Annotated in this window: 16 protein-coding genes; 8 read left to right on the top strand and 8 right to left on the bottom strand. The window is 69.0% G+C overall.

Annotated features, from left to right (window positions below; genetic code table 11):
* Complete coding sequence (locus tag EOV43_RS00345) at nucleotides 1-1,065, bottom strand: lipoate-protein ligase small subunit (RefSeq protein WP_239022157.1); 1,065 nt, start codon at nucleotides 1,063-1,065, stop codon at nucleotides 1-3.
* Nucleotides 1,066-1,188: 123 nt separating this feature from the next.
* Nucleotides 1,189-2,001: an alpha/beta fold hydrolase gene (locus tag EOV43_RS00340; protein WP_128219170.1), complete on the bottom strand. Its 813-nt coding sequence runs from the start codon at nucleotides 1,999-2,001 to the stop codon at nucleotides 1,189-1,191.
* Nucleotides 2,002-2,046: 45 nt separating this feature from the next.
* On the opposite strand from EOV43_RS00340, the gene EOV43_RS00335 reads away from it, so the two are divergent.
* On the top strand, nucleotides 2,047-3,360 hold the full coding sequence (locus tag EOV43_RS00335; RefSeq protein ID WP_128219169.1) for a condensation domain-containing protein: 1,314 nt from the start codon (nucleotides 2,047-2,049) through the stop codon (nucleotides 3,358-3,360).
* A 127-nt stretch (nucleotides 3,361-3,487) separates the two neighbouring features.
* On the opposite strand, the gene EOV43_RS00330 is transcribed toward EOV43_RS00335, so the two are convergent.
* The gene (locus EOV43_RS00330) at nucleotides 3,488-4,339 is read right to left on the bottom strand and encodes a DUF4437 domain-containing protein (protein ID WP_164878748.1); all 852 of its coding nucleotides are present in this window, start codon (nucleotides 4,337-4,339) and stop codon (nucleotides 3,488-3,490) included.
* Between the two features lie 201 nt (nucleotides 4,340-4,540).
* On the opposite strand from EOV43_RS00330, the gene EOV43_RS00325 reads away from it, so the two are divergent.
* From EOV43_RS00325 to EOV43_RS00295, 7 genes are all read left to right on the top strand, one after another.
* A complete protein-coding gene (locus EOV43_RS00325) occupies nucleotides 4,541-5,581 on the top strand; it encodes a nitroreductase family protein (protein ID WP_128219167.1) in 1,041 nt (346 codons plus the stop codon).
* Between the two features lie 164 nt (nucleotides 5,582-5,745).
* Complete coding sequence (locus EOV43_RS00320; protein WP_128219166.1) at nucleotides 5,746-7,365, top strand: ABC-F family ATP-binding cassette domain-containing protein; 1,620 nt, start codon at nucleotides 5,746-5,748, stop codon at nucleotides 7,363-7,365.
* Nucleotides 7,366-7,375: 10 nt separating this feature from the next.
* Nucleotides 7,376-8,350 (top strand): 3'-5' exonuclease, encoded by a 975-nt coding sequence (locus EOV43_RS00315; protein WP_128219165.1) that lies wholly within the window; start codon nucleotides 7,376-7,378, stop codon nucleotides 8,348-8,350.
* Between the two features lie 108 nt (nucleotides 8,351-8,458).
* Nucleotides 8,459-9,571 (top strand): NAD(P)-dependent alcohol dehydrogenase, encoded by a 1,113-nt coding sequence (locus EOV43_RS00310; RefSeq protein WP_128219164.1) that lies wholly within the window; start codon nucleotides 8,459-8,461, stop codon nucleotides 9,569-9,571.
* Nucleotides 9,572-9,745: 174 nt separating this feature from the next.
* Nucleotides 9,746-11,056, top strand: coding sequence for an amidohydrolase (locus tag EOV43_RS00305; protein WP_128219163.1), 1,311 nt, complete (start codon nucleotides 9,746-9,748; stop codon nucleotides 11,054-11,056).
* Nucleotides 11,057-11,218: 162 nt separating this feature from the next.
* Complete coding sequence (locus EOV43_RS00300) at nucleotides 11,219-12,055, top strand: DUF4190 domain-containing protein (RefSeq protein ID WP_128219162.1); 837 nt, start codon at nucleotides 11,219-11,221, stop codon at nucleotides 12,053-12,055.
* 172 nt (nucleotides 12,056-12,227) lie between these two features.
* Nucleotides 12,228-14,690: a UvrD-helicase domain-containing protein gene (locus EOV43_RS00295; RefSeq protein WP_128219161.1), complete on the top strand. Its 2,463-nt coding sequence runs from the start codon at nucleotides 12,228-12,230 to the stop codon at nucleotides 14,688-14,690.
* An 18-nt stretch (nucleotides 14,691-14,708) separates the two neighbouring features.
* Here the strand turns inward: EOV43_RS00295 and cas2e are convergent, their stop codons facing one another.
* From cas2e to EOV43_RS00270, 5 genes are all read right to left on the bottom strand, one after another.
* The gene (gene cas2e / locus EOV43_RS00290) at nucleotides 14,709-15,071 is read right to left on the bottom strand and encodes a type I-E CRISPR-associated endoribonuclease Cas2e (protein WP_128219160.1); all 363 of its coding nucleotides are present in this window, start codon (nucleotides 15,069-15,071) and stop codon (nucleotides 14,709-14,711) included.
* Complete coding sequence (cas1e, locus tag EOV43_RS00285; RefSeq protein ID WP_128219159.1) at nucleotides 15,068-16,078, bottom strand: type I-E CRISPR-associated endonuclease Cas1e; 1,011 nt, start codon at nucleotides 16,076-16,078, stop codon at nucleotides 15,068-15,070. Before cas1e ends, cas2e begins: the two co-directional genes overlap by 4 nt.
* Nucleotides 16,079-16,183: 105 nt before the next feature.
* Nucleotides 16,184-16,930, bottom strand: coding sequence for a type I-E CRISPR-associated protein Cas6/Cse3/CasE (locus EOV43_RS00280; protein ID WP_128219158.1), 747 nt, complete (start codon nucleotides 16,928-16,930; stop codon nucleotides 16,184-16,186).
* Complete coding sequence (cas5e, locus tag EOV43_RS00275; protein WP_128219157.1) at nucleotides 16,927-17,652, bottom strand: type I-E CRISPR-associated protein Cas5/CasD; 726 nt, start codon at nucleotides 17,650-17,652, stop codon at nucleotides 16,927-16,929. Before cas5e ends, EOV43_RS00280 begins: the two co-directional genes overlap by 4 nt.
* Complete coding sequence (locus tag EOV43_RS00270; RefSeq protein ID WP_128219156.1) at nucleotides 17,649-18,830, bottom strand: type I-E CRISPR-associated protein Cas7/Cse4/CasC; 1,182 nt, start codon at nucleotides 18,828-18,830, stop codon at nucleotides 17,649-17,651. The genes cas5e and EOV43_RS00270 overlap by 4 nt, the downstream gene beginning before the upstream one ends.
* Between the last annotated feature and the right edge of the window lie 15 nt (nucleotides 18,831-18,845).

Below are 18,845 nucleotides of genomic sequence, written 5' to 3'. Positions count from 1 at the left end.
TCACGGGATGCGGTACAGCCACTCGTCGGTGGCGAACTTCGACTCCACCAGCGCCTCGGCCTCGGCGCGCGTGGCGTCATCGAGACCGACGGTGGTGAGGCCGTAGGAGTCGCGGAACTCCGCGATCAGCGCCTCCACGACCTCGGCACGCTCCAGACCGGTCTGCGAACGCATCGGGTCGACGCGCTTCTTGGCGCTCTTGGTGCCCTTGTCGGACAGCTTCTCGCGACCGATGCGGAGCACCTCGGTCATCTTGTCGGCGTCGATGTCGTAGGCGGCGGTGACGTGGTGCAGGACCGCACCCTGGGCGAACCGCTTCTGTGCCGCGCCACCGATCTTGCCGGCAGGCGAGGCGATGTCGTTGAGGGAGACGTAGTCGGCGTCGACACCCAGGCCGCGCAGAGCACGCAGCACCCAGCCGTCGAGGAACTTGTACGACTCCGCGAAGCTCTGGCCCGCGACCAGCGTCGTCGGGGCGTAGATCGAGTACGTGATCGTGTTGCCGGGTTCGACGAACATCGCGCCGCCGCCGGAGACACGACGCACGACGGAGATGCCGTGCTCGGCCGCAGCCTCCAGGTCGACCTCGTTCTTCACCGACTGGTACGAGCCGATGATGACCGCCGACGACGCCCAGTCCCAGATCCGCAGGGCCGGCTTGCGACGACCCTCGGCGACCTGGCGGGCCAGCACCTCGTCGACAGCCATCTGCATCAGCGGCTCCAGCGGGCCGGCGTCGACGAGCTCGAAGTCGTGGTCGTCCCACGTGGTCGCCCGGCCCAGCGCACGGAAGACGGTCAGGGCGACGTCCTTGGGCGCGAAGCCGAACATCACCGCGTCACCGCGGGCCTCCTCGACCTTCGCCGTCACACCCTCGAAGGTGGTGTTGACGTCGAGGCCTTCGAGCGAGGCCCGGATGTCGTCGAGGGCCTCGTCGGGCTCCAGGAAGAAGTCTCCGGAGACGACGACGTCGTGCAGACGTCCGTCCTCGACCCGGCCGTCCACACGGACGAGCTTGCCGCCGGGGACCTTGCGTTCACCAGTCACGTTTCCAGTCACGTTCACGACCCCCAATCTACGGGGCACACCAGTGGTACGGACCAGGCCCGCCACCCCCGTTCTGGTCCCCCGCGGACGTCATCGAAATCGGGGCCTCTGGCCCACGATTCCCATGACGTCCCGCTGCCTTCAGAGGTGAGCGGTGACGCGGGAGGCGGAGGCAGCGACGTCGCGGGCCAACACCTGCGGCCACTGCCGCAACTGCGTCGGGGTGGCCGCCACCCGCAGGGTCGCGTCGGGCATCAACTGCACCAACGCCTCCGCGGTGGAGAGCGGGTGGGCGGGGTCGTCGGTCCACGCCAGGATCGTCGACGGGACGTCGATCTTCGCGACGTCGTCACGCTCGGGGAAGTTGGCCAGGGCAGCACCGCGCAGCACCGACGGCATCAGGTCGGGGTCGATCTGCGGGATCGTCGCCGGGGCCGCCGCCTGCGCCGGGACCGGTGCGGCCGCGCGTCCGGCGTCCAGGAAGCCCGCGAGCCCTTCGCGTTCGACGAGGTCGGCCTGGGCGCGGTAGATCCCGGCCTTCGCCACCCGCGTCTCCCACGCGGTGGGCGGGACCATCAGCGTCAGGCCGGAGAACCGTTCGGGGTCCTTCACCGCGGCGTGCAGCAGCGTCGCGCAGCCCATCGAGGGGCCGACGCCGTGCACCTTCTCCCCGGGGAAGAAGTGGTCGAGAAGGGCGAGAAGATCCTCGGCGAGGTTCGACCAAACGTAGTCCTGCGGCACCGTGCGGCCGGTCGAACGACCGTGACCGCGCGCGTCGTAGCGCAGCAGCCGCGTGCCGGAGAGCCCCCGGCCCAGGTCGAGGGCCAGCAACCGGTCGCGCAGCCGCGACGACGTCAGGCCGTGCAACTGCACGACGGGGTGGCCGCCCTCGTCGCTCAGTTCGGTGTCGAGCACGGCCCCGGGAACACGGAAAACCGCCGCAGAACGTGTCATCTCTTTCGCTCCTCAGCCGGGTGGGAGGGCCCTACGCTAGCCGCCATGCGGCTGACCAACGTGGCACATCTGAGACTGCCCTTCGGGCGCCTGTACGGCTACGACGTCACCGTCACCGACCTGCCCGACGACGCCGAACCCTGGCGGCCGGTCTCGTTCGACCAAGGACGCCACGTCGGGGCCGGGGACCGACCCGGGTCGTGGATGGCGCTGTCGTTCCGGCTGCCCGAGCCCGTCGACCGCGAACACCTGGCCGCGGCCTGGCTCGCCGTCGTGCAGCGTCACGGCACGCTGCGCACCGTCTTCTCCCCGCCGGCAGCGTCCGGCGGGGTGCCGTCGTTGCGGGCTGTGGAGGTGAGCGCCGGAGCGTGGCGCGAGCACCGGATCGAGGCCGGCCAGGCCGTCAACGAAGCCCTGCGCGACGTCCTCGACGAGGCGTGCCGCCCCTACGCCGCGCCCTCGCACCGGCTCTGCGTGCTGGAGACCGCCGACGGACCCACCGTCGTCGTCGGGGCCGACCACTCCCACACCGACATGTGGTCGATGCTCGTCATCGTCCGCGACCTGCTCGCGGTGCTGCCCGCGGCCCGGGCCGGCGAGGACCTGCACGACGCGCTGCCCGCGGTCTCGGAGTTCGCCGAGCACACCCGCGCACTGCTGGACCGCCCCACCGCACCCGAGGACGTGCGGCAACGGTGGGCCGAGATCATCACCGACGGCGGTGGCGTGATGCCGCGCTTCCCGCTCCCGCTGGGCGACGTCGACGTCCCCACCCCCGAACGCGTCGAGGTCCGCGACGTCCTCGACGTCTCCTCCTCGGTTGCGCTGGGCGAGGCCGCGGTGCGCGCGGGCGTCTCGACGCTGGCCCTGGTGGTCGCGACGATGGCGACGGTCACCCGCGACCTGGCCGACGAACCGTTGCGGGCGGTCTTCCCGGTGCACAGCCGCTACGACGCGCAGTGGCACGACGCGGTGGGCTGGTTCATCACCAACTCGGTGCTGCACGTCGACGACGTCACCCCGCACGCTGCTGCTGCGGCGGTGAAGGAGGCCGTCCGTCTGGGGTCGTACCCGTTGGCCGACGTGCTCGCGCCGTGGGGCGGGATGCCGTCGGCGCCGGGGATGTTCGCGATCTCGTGGCTCGACCTGCGTCGCCTGCCGGTCAAGGTCGACTCCCATGCCCTGGAGGCGCAGTACGTGGGCGCACGGATCGTCACCGACGGGGTGATGATCTGGTTCGTGCTCGACGCGTCCGGCCTGCACCTGCGGTGCCGCTACCCCGACACCGACGAGGCGCGGCTCAACGTCGGGCGGTGGCTGGACGAACTGGTGGCGGCATTACGAGGCGTGGCTGACTGAGGAATCGAGCAGAGGTCCGTACCCGGACATGCAAAGGTCTCGCCAGGGGCCATGTAAGGCGGGCTCGAGCGACCTTTGCATGTCCGTCTACGAGCGCAGGTTCACCCAGGTGGACGGGACACACCCCTCAGGCGCGGCGCGGGTCCCAGGGGCCGGTGCTCGCCGAGCGGACCGGCAGGGTGGAGGGACGCGGCGGGTGGATCTCGGGGTCGTAGTTGACGGCCGTGCCGCCCCACTCGATCCAGCTGTCGACGGTGTGGAAGTTCTCCAGGGCTCCGTCGCAGCGGATGATCCAGATCGTCTCCTCCTTGGTCTGGAAGTGACCGTGCTTGATGTGCGAGGGACGGAACGTGTACGTCCCGATGCCGGCGTCGCCGTGCAGCGACTCGGTGCGTCCGGCGAGGGTGAAGTACTCCTCGTAGACGGGGTGGTGCAGCATCCGCGGCTCCTCCCACCCGACGGGGGCCTTGATCAGTCGGGTGTAGAAGTTCGTCTCCGGGTCGTGGTGGAGCATCTTGATGTAGAGCGGGCTGAGCGGGCCCTCGACGAACTCCAGTGTCGACTTCCACTCCAGGTCGGCGGGGTTGGTGACGGTGACGTCGCCGCGGGCGTCGTTCCAGCGCTCGCCGGCGACGGTGAACCGGCTGGTGCCGTACTCGCGCCAGTGCAGGAGGCGGGTGCCGGCAGCGACGCGGAGCTCGGCCATCGGGACACCGGCGGGGACGTGGAGGTACTCCCACTCGCCCATCACGGTGCCGTCGTAGGTGATCGATCCGGACAGGACGAAGAACTCGGTGTCGGCGTGCGGAACGCCTGCGGGGCGCGACCAGTCGGTCTCGAACTCCAGCAGCAGCGACGACGAACCGTCCTCCTCGTCGACGGAGAGACGCTTCTCGAGGACCTCTCCGGTGCCGCCGGGCAGTTCTGCCGGGTGCCAGACGTAGTCGGCTTCGTTGATCATCTCGACGTGTGCGCGCATGGCTCCCCCGCTCTTTCTCGATACAACTTGTATCGACAACGAGAGAGTAGGCGCCTCCGTGCCGCGACGCAAGTCTTTCCACTTCATTCTGTATCGAAAAGGGGGGCGGAAACGTTCCATCACCTTCCTCACATATAGACCTCACAGCAAACAAACAGGGACGGCTCACCGCGCGAGGTCCCCAACGGCTAAGTTGGGGCGGTGCTGACCCGGATCGCGCGCAAGGTGCGCAACTCACTCCCCTCGCGCGGAGGTGCTCCCACCCCCGCTCCCACCCCCTCCGTCACCGCGACGACGCCGATGCCGGAGGGCCTGTCCCCCAAGCAGCAGCGCCAGTTCAAGCTGACCCAGGCCGTGCTGCGCGAGGCGACCCTCGACTCCGAGCGCTTCGCCAAGTACTCCGTGCCCGTCGGCGGCACCGGTCGCTACTCCTGGATGCGCGGCATGCGTCTCGACGCCTCCGCCACGCGCCTGTACCACCGCATCGAGAAGGGCCTGTCGCTGCCGAAGCCGCGCCACCCCTTCGGCGCCGTGCCCACGGCCAAGATGGAGAAGGTGCTGGCCAACCCGCACCACGACACCAACGCGCTGTACCGCCACGAGATCGACTCCACGCTCGCCGCGCTGAAGCTGTGGAACGAGCACGAGCAGATCGACAACAGCGTGGCGCCGGTCAACTCGACCCTGCCCGGCAACCCGATCAGCGCCGAGGAGGCTGCCGCCTTCGTCACCTCGCGTCGCAGCATCCGCCACTTCGCCCCCAAGGCGATCGACCGCGCCCTGATCACCGAGGCCACCCGCATCGCGATGTCGTCGCCGTCGGTCTGCAACCGCCAGAGCTGGCGCGCGCACTACTTCGACTCCGCCAAGGACCTCGCCGCCGTCATGCCGCTGCACAGCGGCTCGGCCGGCTTCGGCGACAACGTCCGCGGCGTCTTCGTCGTCACCTTCGACATCCGCACCTTCGAGGGGCCCACCGAGCGCAACCAGGGTTGGATCGACGGCGGCATGTTCGCCCAGACCCTGCTCCTGGGCCTGCACGCGGTCGGCCTCGGCGCCGTCCCGCTCAACTGGTCCCGCATGACCCGCGCCAGCAACACGCTGCGCGAGACCGCTGGCATCCCCGAGTACGAGAACATCGTGATGCTCATCGGCGTCGGCCACCCGGCCGAGGGTCACCGCGTGGCCCGCTCCGCACGTCGTCCGATCGAAGAGATCCTGCGTTTCGGCACCACCAAGTGACCTGACGCGCTCGGGCGCACCTGATCAGCTCCACCGCCCCTCCCCTCCACGACCTCGTGTCGTCGGAAGGTGAGGGGCGGTTGCCGTTGCGGCGCCCCTCCGCCTCCGGGACGCGCGACCGTCGCGGATTCAATCTCGTCGGCGCCTCCTGAGAGGCTGTGCGCATGGGTCACGTCGACGTCGCACACCTCGAATACGTCCTTCCCGACGGGCGTCCACTGCTGGGCGACGTGTCGTTCCGCGTCGGCGAAGGATCAGTGGTCGCGCTCGTCGGCCCCAACGGCGCCGGCAAATCGACGCTGATGAAGCTCATCACCGGCGAACTGACCCCCGAGTCCGGCACCGTGACAGTCTCCGGCGGCCTGGCCGTGATGCCGCAGTTCGTCGGCAGCGTCCGCGACGGCTCGACCGTCCGCGACCTGCTGATCTCGGTGGCTCCTGATCGCGTGAAGAACGCCGCGAAGGCCGTCGACGAGGCCGAGGCACTGATCGCCGTCGACGACTCCGAGAAGGCCCAGATGGCCTACGCCCAGGCACTCTCGGACTGGGCCGACGCCGACGGCTACGACTACGAGAACACCTGGGACATGTGCACCCAGGCCGCGCTCGGCATCGACTACTGGTCGGCGATGGGTCGCGAGGCGTCCTCGCTGTCGGGCGGTGAGCAGAAGCGCGTCGTGCTGGAGGCGCTGTTCCGCAACCCGGCCGAGGTGCTGCTGCTCGACGAGCCCGACAACTACCTCGACGTCCCCTCGAAGCGCTGGCTGGAGGAGAAGCTGTCGGAGACCAAGAAGACCGTCCTGCTGATCTCCCACGACCGCGAGCTGCTCTCGGTCGCCGCACAGAAGATCCTCTCGGTCGAGCCCGCCCCGGCCGGCGCCGACGTGTGGGTCCACGGCGGTGGGTTCGCGACGTTCGCCGAGGCCCGCAAGGCCCGCTTCGCGCGCTTCGAGGAGCTCCGCAAGCGCTGGGACGAGCAGCACGCCCGCCTCAAGAAGCTCGTCGTCGACCTGCGTCAGGCCGCCTCGGTGAGCCACGCGATGAGCTCGCGCTACGCCGCCGCACAGACCCGACTGAAGAAGTTCGAGGAGGCCGGCCCGCCGCCGGAGCCGCCGCGCGAGCAGGACATCACGATGCGCCTCAAGGGCGGCCGCACCGGCGTCCGTGCGATCGAGGTGCAGCAGCTCGAGCTGACCGGTCTGATGAAGCCGTTCGACCTGGAGGTCTTCCAGGGCGAGCGGATCGGCGTGCTCGGCTCCAACGGTTCGGGCAAGTCGCACTTCCTGCGTCTGCTCGCCGGCCAGGACGTCGCCCACACCGGGTCGTTCAAGCTGGGGGCCCGCGTCGTTCCGGGCCACTTCGCCCAGACCCACGCCTACCCCGAGCTCGAGGGCCGCACCCTGCTCGACATCCTCTGGTCCGAGCACTCGCTGCAGAAGGGCCCGGCGATGAGTTCGCTGCGCCGCTACGAGATGGAGCAGCAGGCCGAGGTCACCTACGAGCGTCTCTCGGGCGGCCAGAAGGCGCGTGTGCAGATCCTGCGCCTCGAGCTGGGCGGCGCGACGTCGCTGCTGCTCGACGAGCCCACCGACAACCTCGACCTCGAGTCCGCGGAGGCACTGCAGGCAGCGCTCGAGGCCTACGACGGCACCGTCCTGGCGGTCACCCACGACCGCTGGTTCGCGAAGACCTTCGACCGCTTCATCATCTTCGGCTCCGACGGGGTGGTCCGTCAGAGCGACACCCCCGTGTGGGACGAGAAGCGCGTCGAGCGCGAGCGCTGAGGACGACGACGTGCAGACGCTCCTCGACGTCCTGGTGATCGCCGGTGCCGCACTGGCCGGCATCGTGATGGCACGCCTGGTCGCGAAGCGATCAGAACGTCGACGCTCCCTGGGCCGGGGCACCCCCGTCCCGCGTCCGGCCCCCCACCCCTCCAGCGACGACGAGAGCATGCGCGACACCCTCACGCCCCACGAACCCACTGCCCACGAACCGACCACGCACGAACGACGCGAGGCCGAGCGTCTGGCCGCGAAGGCGGAGAAGGCTGCGGCTCGGTTCGCCCGCGCGGGCACGTCGGGCCCACTCTTCGACTACGTCCTGGAGACGGGCTCGGCCGCGTCCGCAGCAGGCGTCCCCGGAATGGTCCACACCGGCGAGTACGCCGTCGTCGACCTCGAGACCACCGGCCTCGACCCGGCCGACGGCCACCGCGTGATCGAGATCGCCGTGGCCCGCGTGCGCGCCGACGGCAGCGTCGTGGAGGAGTTCTCGACGCTGCTCGACCCCGGCCGCGACCCGCGCACCGGACGTCGCGAGGTCGGCCCGACGCACATCCACCACGTCGAGGTCGACGACCTCCTCGGCGCACCCACCTTCGCGCAGGCGTGGGGCGAGGTGGCCCGACTCTTCGACGGTGCCGTGGTGGTGGCGCACAACGCCGTCTTCGAGGAGAAGTTCCTGGCCCACGAGCTGGGGCTGGCCGGGATCTCCGGCGAACGCTTCCCGGCCGTCTGCACGCTGCTGTGGGCACGCGAGAGCATCAACACCGACAACCACCGCCTCGCGACGGTGGTCGAGCACGCCGGGATCGACTTCCCGCACCAGCACACCGCGCTGGGTGACGTCCGGGCCACCGCGCAACTGCTGCCGATGCTGCTGTCCGCGCACGGCGACGTCGTCCTGCAGGCGCCTGCGGTCGAGCGCGGACGTGCGGCGTCGGGCGTGGGCGTCGACTGGAAGCCGAAGGCTCGCGACCTGGCCTGACGCCGGGCATGTGACACCCGCGCCTCACTCCCGTTCGGGTGTGAAATGTCAGGATCTGTGACGGGGGGACATCCACTTGCACAGAGCCCTGAGCCCATGGAGGTCACGATGAAGATCACTGCACTGGTCGTCGAGGAGAAGGACGCACCGTTCACGGTGCAGGAGGTCGACCTGGCCGAGCCCGGGCGCGGTGAGGTCCGTCTGAAGATCGTCGCCGCGGGCGTGTGCCACACCGACGCGATCACCCGCGAGGGCGACATGCCGATGCCGTTCCCGTCGATCCTGGGCCACGAGGGTGCCGGCGTCGTCGAGGCGATCGGCGAGGGCGTCACCCAGGTCGCCGTGGGCGACAAGGTGATCATCGGCTGGCCGTCGTGCGGCGAGTGCCGCAACTGCATGGACGGTGAGCCCCGCTACTGCCTGCGCACCGGCGAGGCGCTGGTCTCGGGCCGTCGATTCAAGGGCGAGCAGGCCGGCACGTCGGCGTACTCGCGTGACGGCGTCGAGCTGAACGGTCACTTCTTCGGCCAGTCGTCGTTCGCGACCCACTCCATCGTCTCCGCGGACGCCCTCGTGGTGGTTCCGGCCAACACGCCGGTGGAGCTGATGGGTCCGCTGGCCTGCGGTCTCGCGACCGGTGCCGGCGCGGTGCTCAACGAGGCGAAGCCGGGTCTGGGTGACTCGATCCTGGTCGCCGGTGTCGGCGCGGTCGGCCTGGCCGCGATCATGGCGGCCCGCAACTCCGGCGTCACCAAGATCATCGCCGTCGACCTGCACGACTCCCGCCTGGAGCTCGCGAAGGAGTTCGGTGCGACGCACACCGTGAACTCCGGTCAGCGCGACGTCGTCGAGGCGGTCGCGGAGATCACCGGCAGCACCGTCGACTACGCGTTCGACTGCACGGGCGTCATCCCTGTGATCGAGAAGATCGCCGAGTGTGTCGGCATGCTCGGCACCCTGGTGCTGATCGGCGGCGCCCCCGCGGGTGCGTCGTTCAGCCTCGACCACCTCACGACGCTGTGGGGCAAGCGCGTCATCGGCGTCCTGGGTGGCGGTGGCCGTTCGGGTCAGCTGATCCCGGCGCTGATCGAGCTGTACGAGCAGGGACGTTTCCCGTTCGACAAGCTGGTGAAGTTCTACGAGATGGACCAGATCGAGGAGGCGCTCGCCGACTCGAAGTCGGGCGCGGTGATCAAGCCGATCCTGCGGATGCCCGCCTGATCCAGATCTTCGCGGGCCATGGCCTGTGAGGTCGGTGAGGCCGACTCAACGCCCCCACACGTGCGCTGAGTCGGCCTGCTCCACGTCCGATTCTGGATGATGACCAGCAAATGTGGAGATTCGTCCTCCGCCATTGTCGATCCGGTCACGCCGTCTCGTGCGGTTCAATGCCGTATGGGCACCCACGAGCACCCCACCACCACGACGCCTGACGCCGCACTGCGCGAGCGCGCAACCGCCGTCGTCGACTCCCACGCCGACGATCTCGTCGCGATCTACCAGGACCTGCACGCCCACCCCGAGCTCGGTTTCACCGAGCACCGGACGTCGTCATTCCTGGCCGACGAACTCGTTCGTCTCGGCTTCGACGTCGTCCGCGGGATCGGTGGCACCGGCGTTCTGGCGCGCCTCGACAACGGCGACGGGCCCACGGTCATGTACCGCGCCGACATGGACGCCAACGCCGTCGAGGAGGCCAACGACCTCCCCTACCGCAGCACCGTCCGGGTGACGCGCGAGGACGGCACGGAGTCCCCGGTGGGGCACATGTGCGGCCACGACGCCCACGTCACCTGGATGGTCGGGCTCGCCCGGACGCTGGTGGAGACCAAGGACGCATGGCGTGGGACGGTGCTGCTGGTCGGACAGCCCGCCGAGGAACTGATCCAGGGCGCGCAGGCGATGGTCGACGACGGCCTCCACGACCAACCCCTCATGCAGACCCCGGACCACTACGTCGCCCTGCACACCGCACCCGTTCCGGTGGGGACGGTGGCGTGCGTGCCCGGCACGTTGATGGCCGGCACCGACCAGATCGACGTGCTGATCCACGGCGTCGGCGGGCACGGTTCGATGCCGCACGTCACCAAGGACCCGGTGCTGATGGCCGCGACCGCGGTGGTGGAACTGCAGTCGGTGGTGTCGCGACGGATCTCCCCACAGGCGACCGCGGTGCTGACCGTCGGGTCGATCCAGGCGGGCGCGGACAACAACGTCATCCCTGACCGGGCGCTGCTCAAGGTCAACCTGCGCTGGTTCGACGCCGCGGTGCGCGAGCAGCTCGTCGCCGGCCTGCGAGCGGTCTGCGACGGCGTCGCGCGGACGGCCGGGATGAGCGAGGACGCGCTGCCGGAGTACACGTTCAAGGGTGGCTCGACCCCGTTGGTGAACGACGACGTCCAGACCCCACGTCTGACCGGCGTCCTGAAGGAGGTGTTGGGCGAGGACAAGGTGATCACGCAGATGCCGCCGGTGACCGGATCCGAGGACGCGCACCTGTTGATGGGCCCGCACGCCGACGAGATCGCGTTCACCTACCTCAACGTCGGGGTCGCTGACCCGGTGCTGTGCGAGCAGGCGTGGGCGCGTGGCGAGCTGGTCCCCTACGGGATGCACTCCCCGCAGTACCTGGTGCACCTGCCGGCGATCGCGGTGGGCGCGAAGGTGGCCGTGGCGGCAGTCCTGGAGCTGCTCGGACGCCCCTGACCTGCGCTTTCGGGACAGGACGAAACCGAAAGGACGGAACGGCGTCGTTCTATTTCCCCCACGAACAACCGTTCGCGTCTACCGTCGGGGCGCATTGACGAGGCACCGGGGGAGTTCGTCAGCACTGGCCCCTGCCGTGCCCACGACCCACGAGAGCGAGCCATGTCCCAGACCCAGTTCCCGCCTGCCCAGTTCCCGGACGGGCAGCACCCCGGCGGTCAGTACCCCGGCGGTCAGCCCAGCCCGTACCCCTTCACACCGCCCCAGCCGTCGGGCAGCAACGGCCTCGCCACCGCAGGCTTCGTCCTGAGCCTCCTTGGCATCCTCATGTCATGGATCCCGCTGCTGAACATCTTCGGGGTCATGCTCGCGGTGCTGGGTCTCATCCTCGCCGGTGTCGGCCTGGCGAAGTCGAAGAAGGTGAACGCAGGCAAGGGCCTGGCCATCGCCGGTCTCGTGCTCGGCGTCCTGACGATCGTGATCACCATCGCCATCAACACCGTCTTCGTCACCGCACTCGAGGACGCCATCGACGAGACCACCTCCACCGAGGTCGTCGACAAGGACGGCAAGTCGGCCAGCAAGGACGTCGGCACGACCCGTGACAACCCCGCCCCCCTGGGTTCGCAGGTGAAGGGCGACGACTGGACCGTCGTCATCAACTCGGTCTCCACGGTGGAGAAGGACGCCTTCGACCAGAAGGCCGATTCCGGCAAGGTCCTCATCGCCGTCAACCTCACCGCCACCTACACCGGTGACGACGACCAGGGCGAGTCTGCCTGGGCGACCGTGAAGTACGTCGGCAAGGACGGCAAGACCGTCGACGGCACCGACGGCATCTTCGTCGCCGAGGACGCGTTCGACAGCCTCGAGACCGTCTACAGCGACGGCAGCGTCACCGGTGACAAGATCCTCGAGGTGCCCGCGCGGTGGGAGAGCGGCGCCCTCGCCGTCTCCCCGGGCATGTTCAGCGACGACACCTTCGTCGCGGTCAAGTGACCTGAGGCTGCACCGCAGCCACCTGCGCGAGCCCCGCGTCGTCGTCGGACGGCGCGGGGCTCGCTCGTTCTCGCCCTGTTTCCGCGGGCCGAGCACCGAGTGAAGACCGCGCCGGCGTCAGATTCTTGAACAAGAGAACAAAAAACCGGGGTACTCGGGGGAGAATCGCCCCATGAGCAGCGCGACCAACCTGATCCTGGCCGGCGTCGCCATTGCAGCCGTGACTTCGCTGCCGCTGCTGCGCAGCACACCCCGCAGCATCGAGGACGAACGCGACAGCCTCTTCCGGGACGCCCTCGCGACGTGGGCGGCGCGCGTCCGCAGCGACCTCCTCGAGGCCGAGGAGCACCAGCGCTGGATCACCCTCGAAACGCTGCAGACGTGGTCGAGCACCCGACCCGTCGGCCCCCTGCCCGACGCTCTGCGGCAGACCGATTCCGCCCATGGCCGCAGTGACGTCTCCCTGTTCGAGACAGATCTCGACAGCCTGCGGCGCAGCACCAACGACCTCGTCGTGCGGCAGGCGTCGAGTCGTCACAAGACGTTCTTCGACACTGTGCTGGGACAGCCCCTCAGCACCGACCAGGCCGCCGCCGTGGCAGCCACCGAGAACCGCCTCCTGGTGGTGGGCCCCGCCGGTTCGGGCAAGACCTCGCTGCTCGCCGCGCGAGCCGCCTGGACGCTGCGCCGAGGCATCGGGCCCCAGGGCCGCGTGCTGTTCCTGACCTTCGACCAGGCTGCCGCGGACGACGCCCGACGCCTCACCGACGAGTGTCTGGGCCGGGCCGGCGTCGACCCCGAGCGTGTACAGGTGCGCAGCTTCGGCGAGTTCGCCCGCGACGTCGTCGAACAGGCCCGAGGCACCCGGCCGCGCGCTGCGGAATGGACCGAGGGAGCGACCGGCCTGCAGGTCATCTCGGAGATCGCCACCCGTCTCCGTGACGAGGACGAGGAGTTCCGACGCCGTTGGGACACCTACCGTCTCCTGTTCGCGCGCCCCACCACCGCCGACCCCGCAACGCTCCCCCACGAGGACCCGGCCGCGGAGTTCACCACTCTGGCCGGCGAGGTGGCGCGTTCGCGCGGGGAACGGATGCTGGCCGACTGGCTGGTCCTCAACGGGATCGACCACCGTTGGCGCCTCCCCTACCCGCGCACCACGAGCACCCTCGACGACTCCCAGTACTGCCCCGACCTGCGTTATCCCGGCATCGACCTGTGGCACGAGCACGTCGTCCCGGACGCCGAGGTCACCCAGCTGCACGAGGGACCGCGTCACGAGGACACGATGGAGTGGCGACGCAGGGTCCACGAGCGCCACGGGTCGACGATGATCGAGACCGTCGAGTCCGAGGTCGTCGGCGGCTGGGGCCTCAAGAAGTTGAGCGACACGCTCATCAACCGCGGCGTCACGCCCGTCTGGAACCCCGACGCCCTCGGCGATCATGCCCACGTCCGCCACGACGACCTCGTGCGGTTGGTCCGTTCGTTCATGACGCAGGTGAAGTCCACCGGCAACACTCGCGCTTCACTCGACCTGGCGTGGCGCCGCAACGGACGCTCACACTCGACCCGCCTCTTCCTCGATCTCTACTGGCCGATCCACGAGGCCTGGCAGGCACGCTTGGAGGCCGAGGGGGTCAACGACGCCGAGGACGACCTGACCCAGGCCACCACGGCGCTGGAGTCGGGGCTGGACATGGGCTTCACGACCGTCCTGCTCGACGACGCCCAGGACGTCTCCGGCCCGCGGGCACGGATGGTGCGCGCCCTCGTCGAACGGCCCGAGCGACACCTGTTGGCCGTCGGCGACGACTGGCAGTCCGTGCACCGGTTCGCAGGCGCCGACCTGTCGGTGCTCACCGACTTCCGACGCTGGTTCGGTCCGTTCGAGACGATGTCACTGCCCTCGACGTTCCGCTCCCCGCAGACCGTCACCGACACCGCGGCCGAGTTCGTGCAGCGCAATCCGCGTCAGGTGCGACGCACGGTGCGTTCGACGCTGGCGTCCCCCGGCGAGCCGGTGCAGTTGGTGCGGTTGGGTTCGGAGGACGAGATCCCCCGGGCCGTCGCGTCGTGGCTCAACGACCTGTCGCGGCGGGTGACGTCGGCGAGCGTGCTGGTCCTGGGCCGGTACGGCTTCGAGCAGACGTTGCTGGGCGAGGACGTCCCCGCCAACCTGCAGGTCCGGTTCAGCACGGTGCACGACGCCAAGGGCCGCGAGGCCGACCACGTCCTGCTGCCCCGGATGGTGTCGGGCGACCACGGATTCCCCAGCGACGTCCCGGCCGATCCGGTGCTTGACCTCGTCGTCTCCAACGCCGAAGGCTTCCGGCACGCGGAGGAACGACGCCTGTTCCACGTCGCCCTGACCCGGGCCCGGAGCACCGTGACGCTGATGACGGTCCAGGGCAAGGAGTCCGCGTTCGTCACCGAACTCGCCCGGTACGAGCAGCTCGAGGCCTCCGCCTTGAGCACCGCCGATGACCTGGTCGCCTGCCCGGCCTGCCGTCGGGGTTCCTTGGTGCGCAGCAGCGGCCCTCACGGTCCGTTCCTGGTCTGCAGCACCGCACCGGCGTGCCGGCACACGCAGAAGATCGAGATGCCGGACGCGCTGGAGGTTGCCTCCGCCTGAACCACGGGCCGGTGGGATTCACCACGGGTCAGGGGCCGCTGAGTCCTGCCGCAGCCCGGCGGGTGCCCTGGACTCAGGATCGCTCCAGTTCCTCGCGACCGTGACGAGCTGAAGGCCGTCGAAGTCAGTCAGCGCATAACGGTGGTCTCCCACCGTCCGAGCGAGGTACCCCTGCTCCGTGGGAGCTTGAGTGATGAGCGCCGCATACGGCTTCTCCTCGCCCAACAGAGCATCCACAAGACTCTCCCAGAGCAACTCCCTCACTCTCGCCGTCAGCCTCCCGACGTAGACACCCGGCAGCACCTCGACCATCCACTGGTTCAGTGCCCCTCGCACGCCCACCGGCACTGACGAGGACACCATCACGCTGAGAGACCTCATCTGAGCGGCTCGTCCCGGCCGTGCCGATTGTGGCCAGCCAGCACGATCTCCCCGCTGGAACCCCACAGGGAGAGGACGTCAACGTCCCAGTCGGGGTGCGCTTCTTCGTCAGGGAGGTCGACGTCGAGCACGCGGTGGAGGTCGTCAACGATCCTGGGCAGGAGCCGCAGGAGCCTGAATTCGTCCCTGAGCGCCCTCATCACGTCGCGGCCAGGGTTTGCCGAGTTCAACTGCTTGAAGGCCAGAGGCACCGAGATCTCAGCCTTGTAGAGATCAGCGATGTCGAGAACGAACGCACGTGGCGAACCGTGGTGGACCACACCCAGCCCCGGGCTCATCCCGAGCCCGCAGACCACGGCCAGACACACGCCGTACAAGGCGGTGTTGGCGTGGTTCAGGGCATCGTTCACCGGGTCGAGGGGACCTTCCCCGTCTGATTCGTCGAAACGACGACGCCAGGACTTCATGCGGTAGCGGCGGGCCTGCTCGCGGTAGATGGCCTTCATGCGAGCGCCTTCGAAACCGCGTAACTGTTCCAGGGAGATGGGAGTTCCGTCCCTGTTCACCTCCGGGACCGTCAGGTCCGGAAAACGCATCCGCAGCATGCGCGCAGCCACGACCGACCGGACCTCCGGCATCACCGACGCTCGGGCCTGAGCCTGCAGCAGGGTTGTGCTGCGGGAGAGCGGAGACCACGCGGAATACATCCGGACGCCACCGGCTCCTGTCATCAGGACCGCGCAGCCGTTGCGCGCCAGTGCAGCTGCCGCAGGCGCTGAGATGGACGTGCCGGGCCCCAGCATCAGACAGCTGAGATCTGCCGCAGGGATGTAGGTGGTGTGCACGACGCCGTCTCCGGACTCCACCCGAGCGTGCGTCCCGTTGTCGTCCTGCTCCACGCGACAGAGGTCGAGGTACAGGAAGGAGAGCCGGTCGCTGAGGCGTGTCAGGGAAATGGCACCACTACGCCCGGCATTGGGGCGGGCGAGGGAGCCAGGGGTCTTCACCGTTCTCCTCCGCTCGCGCGGAGAGCGTCATCACCGTGGTTGTGAATGGAACCACCCCACGCCATCGCGTGGGAGAGACCTCCCGGCTCCCAGCCCCTCACCGTCTCAGCCTGCCTTGCGAGCGGTGATGAGTCCACAGCCGTAGGACTTGCCCCGCCCCAGGCCTTCGAGCCGGATCTGGCTGAAAGCTGCCGGGTCCTGCACCTTGGCTGTCAGGTCGAACGTGTCGACGACCAACTTCTGGCGACCGGAGAGCGAGGTGTCGCGGAAGTGGTTGACGACCTCAACGCCCTCCAGCGCTCCCCCCAGACGGTCGTCGAGCCATGCAGGCATCTCCTCGGGGGTCACGACCGTCGCCGTCTGCTTGCTGTTGCTGCGATCCCTGCGTCCGTCGGGTCGGCGCACCGGAGTCTCCCCTCGGCTGTTGGATCCTTCGCGGAGGGTCTCCTTGTCGGAGTCGACGTAGTACCGGGTCGTGCGCCGTACCGGGTTCACCGCCACCCGCAGCGTGATCGGGTCACCCACCTCGAACTCCCATCCCCGGCGAGACACCTCCGTGGTGCGACTCAGGGCCGGCGTCAGCTCTGGCGGAACAAGGGACTGCACGAGCACGACACCCGGTTCGCCGGGCACGAGCACGTCCACGCGGTACAAGATCCCCGAGGAAGCGCGACGGTCCTTCGCGCTGCCGGGGAGACGTGGCGGGAACAGCCGCATCACAGCTCGGTGAGCCGCCTGATGGTCACTCCAGTCAACCGGCCGGCCATCGGCTCCGGTGAGTGCGGTGACCGGGAACTGCGTCCAGAAGACTCCTGTCTTGGTGGCTGCACTGGGCGTTGGCGTCAGGGTCATCGCAAGTTCTCCTTCACCCAGGTCAGCTGAGCAGTACGGTCCACACGGTCGGGCGTGTAAGGGCGAGGGTGTTCGTCTGCGTGGTGGAGGTCGTAGGAACCTCGCACCGTGTAGGCCAGCAGAGGTGCCTCTTCTCGGTTCCGGTCGACGTGCGGCAGGTGAGCGAAGAGGTCTTCGAGGCTGCCGTCGTGGATGCCGAGGACGAAGGGGAACGTCGGCGCACACGACCGGCGGCCCAAGTAGGGCATGAAGACAGGGTCGCGCAGGGCTGAGATCCATGCCTCCGCCGTGGACGCATCGGTCTCCAACGCTGCGATGAACTCCGAGTGCGCCAGGAAGTCGCGTCGGGCCACCGTGGTGGGGAAATTGCCGCGGTCGCGGTTCGCCGGGAACGCAGACGTCGACGCACTCCCCACCCGGTGGGACCGGTCAGCACCGCGGTGAGCAGGACCCGTGAGCGAGCTGAGCACCTGGAAGTCCTCAGCGGCAGGGTTGCGGGCGTCCACGCGCACCTGCAACCGGTACCTCTCGCCGATCGAGTCCAGGTCGCGCGCACAGCCGTACCCCTGGTCGTGGGGGCCCAGAGCCGCGCCCAGAAGACCGTTGACCCCCGACTTGCGGGGCAGGGCCTCGGTGGGTGCGACGAAGCGCATGTTGACGGCGTGCCGGTACCCGCTCCAGGCCTGGAGCGGAGCGGCAAGACGCAGGACGAGTGTGCTCATGCGGTTGCTTCAGCCAGCTGCTGCATCACGAGGGAAGCGACGTACTCCGACAGATCGTCGACGGAACCGAGGCTCTCGGCGGCACCGAGGTGCGCGTCGGACTCGACGAGGTCTGCGATCGACGGGGCTGCCAACAACGCGGTGGAGACGTAGTTGGCGGAGTCGAAACTGCGGGCGTCCGCCACCTGTGCTGCGAGCGAGCGCACGGTGGGCCGGGTGAAACCGCCGTTCTCGGCGGCCTCGACGGGTGTCTCGAACTCGTAGACCGTGCGGGTGCGCTGCTCCTCGACGAGAACCGCGAAGGGCTTGGTGTGAGCGTTGGTGTTGGTGAGTCGCCCCGTGGGAAGTGCCTCGACCAGAGCCTTCACCAGCGCCGCGACCTGTTCGCTGGCCGTGGCACTGTGTGCCCCGCTCCACGAGCGGGCCAACTGTGCCGGGTCGATGGTGAAGGTCGAGTAGTAGACACCCGAGGTGTAGTAGGCGCTGTCGATGTGGGCTGCGCCAGCCCCCTTGCTCGCGTCGCCCGCCTCGTCAACAGCCGTGAAGTAGTCCAGGGTCAACGACATGGCGTGGGTCATCACGGCATGGCTGACCGCGACCGCAGCCTGGGTCGACTTCGACGGCTGGGCCGCGAACATGCGTCCAAAGGCCGCGACGTCCAACGAGGGCGAGACGAAGTCCTGCACGAAGTGCTCGTGGCCTGCCTCGACACCACCGTTCTGCTCATCGACGAGCGCCTGGGCGAGGGTCTCGATCTCCGCGTCGGAGAACAGCAGGATGTTGTCCTTCTTGGCGTCTGCCTCCGAGGCGTCTCCCGAGCTCGGCTCCTCGTCCTTGCCTGCCTTCAGCGTCTTGGCGAGGGACGTCACGACCGAGGTGGCTCGCTTCTTCGCCACCTTCTCGTCGAACGCCTTCCCATGCGTCTGGGCGTACTCGCCTGCCAGAGCGACAACTCGTGTCACTGCGTTCGAGTCCATGGTCCGCACCGAGGCAGGAGCGTGGGCGATCCCCGTCACGGCCTCACGGAACGCGATGCGAGCCGGGCGCTTCAGTGCTTGACTGGAGAGTCGCCCCCGCTGGATCCCGCCGTCGAACTGGCTCTTGGGGAGACCGTTCTGGTCGCGGTTCAGGTTGTGCATGGGCAACGCTCGGAAGACGTGGACGGTCACGAAAGTCATGGGGTTTCCTTCTGG

The sequence above is a fragment of the Nocardioides yefusunii genome (genome assembly GCF_004014875.1).
In the GTDB taxonomy this organism is placed as follows: Bacteria; Actinomycetota; Actinomycetes; order Propionibacteriales; family Nocardioidaceae; genus Nocardioides; species Nocardioides yefusunii.
Note: the sequence above shows the minus strand (reverse complement) of the source record. Positions and strands in the feature narration are given on the sequence as shown.